Origin of the sequence: Spirosoma spitsbergense DSM 19989, from assembly GCF_000374085.1 — a bacterium.
GTDB classification, from domain to species: Bacteria; Bacteroidota; Bacteroidia; order Cytophagales; family Spirosomataceae; genus Spirosoma; species Spirosoma spitsbergense.
Genome location: NZ_KB893483.1, coordinates 1 through 3528, shown reverse-complemented (window position 1 = coordinate 3528; position 3528 = coordinate 1). Strand labels below are relative to the sequence as shown.

Annotated in this window: 4 protein-coding genes; 3 read left to right on the top strand and 1 reads right to left on the bottom strand. The window is 51.8% G+C overall.

Going from position 1 to position 3528, the window contains the following annotated elements; translation table 11 throughout:
• Positions 1–217: 217 nt before the first annotated feature.
• The 3 genes from B157_RS0110845 to B157_RS0110835 all read left to right on the top strand — a co-directional run bounded on the left by B157_RS0110845 (position 218) and on the right by B157_RS0110835 (position 2850).
• The gene (locus tag B157_RS0110845; RefSeq protein ID WP_245565055.1) at positions 218–1045 is read left to right on the top strand and encodes a retropepsin-like aspartic protease; all 828 of its coding nucleotides are present in this window, start codon (positions 218–220) and stop codon (positions 1043–1045) included.
• 149 nt (positions 1046–1194) lie between these two features.
• The gene (locus tag B157_RS0110840) at positions 1195–1383 is read left to right on the top strand and encodes a hypothetical protein (RefSeq protein ID WP_020603349.1); all 189 of its coding nucleotides are present in this window, start codon (positions 1195–1197) and stop codon (positions 1381–1383) included.
• Between the two features lie 120 nt (positions 1384–1503).
• A complete protein-coding gene (locus B157_RS0110835) occupies positions 1504–2850 on the top strand; it encodes an alpha/beta hydrolase family protein (protein ID WP_020603348.1) in 1347 nt (448 codons plus the stop codon).
• Between the two features lie 16 nt (positions 2851–2866).
• On the opposite strand, the gene B157_RS0110830 is transcribed toward B157_RS0110835, so the two are convergent.
• On the bottom strand, positions 2867–3391 hold the full coding sequence (locus B157_RS0110830) for a GreA/GreB family elongation factor (RefSeq protein ID WP_020603347.1): 525 nt from the start codon (positions 3389–3391) through the stop codon (positions 2867–2869).
• Between the last annotated feature and the right edge of the window lie 137 nt (positions 3392–3528).

The window sequence follows — 3528 nt, the reverse complement described above, 5'->3', positions numbered from 1 at the left end:
ATATAAACTCCATGAGCGCTTTTTGTGGTGTTTTTGAGTAAATTTAGAAAGAGGTTGCTACAGATAGATCAACCATGCGTAACATCAGTTACTAACTCAAACAGCTTCTTAGGCCACGGACATTCGATGGCGATCTACAAACTCTTTGAGGAATCGGGTTTGTTGTAATTTCGGGTTCTGAAACGTTATGAAGGTGCCTGACATTACCTTTGACGCTGTGTCTATATTTGCTCCGCTTCGTTTACTATCCTTTCTGCTGATCGGTTATGCCGGCAGTGGTCAATCCCTTCGGCAATCCGTACAACTTACTGTTCAGGATAATCTGCTGTATATTCCGGTGAGGGTCAATGGACTGGGGCCTTACAATTTTCGGCTGGATTCAGGAAACTCCGGGATAGCGCATATCGACCGTCGCTTAGCAAAAGTACTGGGGTTAAAAATTATAGGATTCCAGCAAAACACCGCAGGCACGCAGGTGAAGCGGGAGTTATTGGTGGCGGTGGGTCAACTTAGTGTTGGCAAACTCGATCATTCTGCCCTTCAGCTAACCGTGGGTGATTATAACCCAATCGGTAATCCAATTCCGACAGATGGTACGATAGGTCAGAATTTCTTTGATGGGTATCTGGTCATGATGGATGGACCTAATCGCCAGTGGCTGGTCACGAAAGATACCCTGTCCCGACAGGTAAAAGAGGTTCTCCGGTATTCGAACGATTTTGTTATTCTGGGTAGGGTTGGTACCAAAGAACTGGCTTTTACTGTGGATGTTGGCTCGAATCACCCGTTTCTATTCCCCAAGTCTTCACTGGCCGGTATCCGATATACTGACACCGCCAACCAGCAGGTTGTCACGTTGCCTAACACAAGCTTTGTGTTGCAGGAAGCCGTTATTCAGGACGAGATTGTGCTAAGCGGACTACGGCTAACGGATCAGAAAGTGTATTATTCCGACAAGGTTCACCAGATTAGTGTAGGAACCGCCTTCCTGAAAGATCATGTCGTTCGTTTTGATCAGCGTCGGAAATTGATTCGTATAGACTGAATAGTTTGAGTGTCAGAAATGGGGAATCACAAGTTGCCGGAGAAAAATACGGAACTGAACGACTTATCCGCTGAATCAGCTTACTACCTATATTTCTCCTAAATCATTGAACTTTATTCGGACGTTTTTACCTACTAAAACCAGACTTTATGAGCGCAATATATCACGTCATTCTCCTCCTGCTAACCTCCCTGACTGCTTTCGCGCAAGGTCCTAAAGTCCTTATCGTGACCGCTCACCCCGACGATGAGACCATGTTTCCCGTTACAGTATTCAAGATTACGCATGAATTAAACGGTAGTGCCGACATAGCCTTGATGACCAATGCACCGGCTTGATGGAGTTGAAAATGAAGTGTGGATTCATCAGTGGTACTATTATAGTTCGTAGCAAACGTACCCCGTCGGCAATCGTAAATTCAAATTTAGGAGTAACTTGAACGCCATCCATTACCCGACATGACAGTAATTAACTACCTTATTCGTCAGAAACCCGTGAAAATCACCCTTACCTGCTGCCTGTTTACCTTACTCCTTACGCTGGGAACAACACTGAGCATAGTTGCCCAAACAACCGGCGATACCTTTTTTATTGGCGACCCGCTACCTAATTCACCCGAACTGACCCCGCGCGGTACGTACGCCGTTGGGGTACGAGCGCTGACCGTCACACACCCGGCGCAGGTTGACGTGCTGCACCAGACGGACGGTAAACACCCGCTGTACGACCGGCCCCTGACCCTCGAAATCTGGTACCCGGCCCTCATCCCGGCCAACAAACCGGCATTGGTGACCTACGAAGAAGTATTCGGTCGGGCCAATGATCCTAAGCGGCCCCTCATACCGTTCACCTTCACTGGCCGCGCCAGTCGCGATGCCGAACCCGATGCCAGCGGGGGGGCTTATCCGCTGGTGATTGTTTCGCACGGTTATCCGGGGTCGCGGTTACTGCTTACCTACCTGACCGAAAATCTGGCTTCCAAAGGCTACGTCGTGGTGGCCATCGGCCATACCGAATCTACGTATCGCGATCTGGCTGGTTTCCCCAGCACGCTGGTCAACCGCGCTACCGACGACCTGTTCGTACTGAACGAAATGGCCCGCCTTGGTGCCAAATCCGGCAAGACTTTCCTGGCTGGGTTGCTGGATGCCAGCAATACCGGGCTGGTTGGCTATTCGATGGGTGGGTACGGGGCACTCAATGCCACCGGGGCTGGTTTCAGCCCGCAGGCGATGAAACTATTCGGGCAAATGGCTGGGGGAAGCACCGCCCTCGAACCCCGCACGATGGACTCGCCCACGTATAAAGCGTCGCTCGACTCCCGGATCAAAGCTGTGGTGGCCTTCGCCCCCTGGGGTATGGAACGCGGCATGTGGGATGCTGCCGGACTGGCGGGGCTGACCCTGCCCACGCTGTTTGTGGCCGGCAGTAAAGATGATGTGTCGGGCTACGAAAAAGGGATAAAAGCCATTTATGAGGGGGCTGTCAACGCTGACCGCTATATGCTGACCTACGTCAATGCCCGTCATAACGTAGCCCCCAATCCGCCACCGGCGGCCTCGCTTATGCCCGGTATACCGGCTGACGACTACATGCACTACGCCGAACCGGCCTGGAACGAATCCCGTATCAACAACATCAATCAGCACTTTGTCACGGCTTTTCTAGGTATGCATCTCAAAAAGATGGATTATGCTAAATACCTGAATCTACCCGAAACCGACGCGGGTGGCCCCTGGACCGGCTTCAAACCCCGGATGTCGGTGGGGCTGGAAATGCGGCACGCGGCACCCGCTACCCGATAGGTTGAACTAATTCTGCTTACTCACCAGCGTAGGTGATGTCGGTGATGACCATTTCATTCTCTCCCTGCATAGTTCGAAGCGTAATGGTTTCGCCAACGCGTTTCCCCTGCATGCTGCGGGCAATGGGTGCCGTGAATGCAATAAGCCCGTTTGACGCATTGGCCTCATCGACCCCAACCAGCGTGAACCGGCGCGTCTCGCCCGCTTTTTTGCCCGTTCTGGTTTTCAGAGCTACCGTCGCCCCAAAACGAACTTCATCGTGGGGCTGGTTGGCGGGGTCAACAACCCGGGCACTGGCAATGCGCTGATTGAGACTACCAATCTTCCCATTCAGCAGGGCTAGTTGCCGCATACGGTCATTTTCTTCGCTGCTGTCGGTCTGGATATGGGCGTGCTGAGTTTCCAGATCGTTGAGTTCATCACGCAGCAGAGCAAGCCCACGGGGTGTAACGTAGTTAGTGGTACCGGGGGGCAGGGGTGCCCGCGCCGGGATAACGACGGGCGCATCAGCCGTTTCGTTTTTTAGAAAGGCACTGCTCATAGATGAAATGTGGGTTTCGTATTGTTGATTACTGTATCAAAGCAATAGTCCGGTGATTCCTAGGCTGCAATACAGCCAAAACTGTGCAACTGACGTAGTTGTGTCTGATTTATTTGCAACTTAGCCTCTTCCGGTAA

Excerpts from the sequence above, each read along its gene's own strand:
- B157_RS0110840 (WP_020603349.1), top strand. The coding sequence starts at position 1,195 with ATGAGCGCAATATATCACGTCATTCTCCTCCTGCTAACCTCCCTGACT.
- B157_RS0110835 (WP_020603348.1), top strand. The coding sequence starts at position 1,504 with ATGACAGTAATTAACTACCTTATTCGTCAGAAACCCGTGAAAATCACC.
- B157_RS0110830 (WP_020603347.1), bottom strand. The coding sequence starts at position 3,391 with ATGAGCAGTGCCTTTCTAAAAAACGAAACGGCTGATGCGCCCGTCGTT.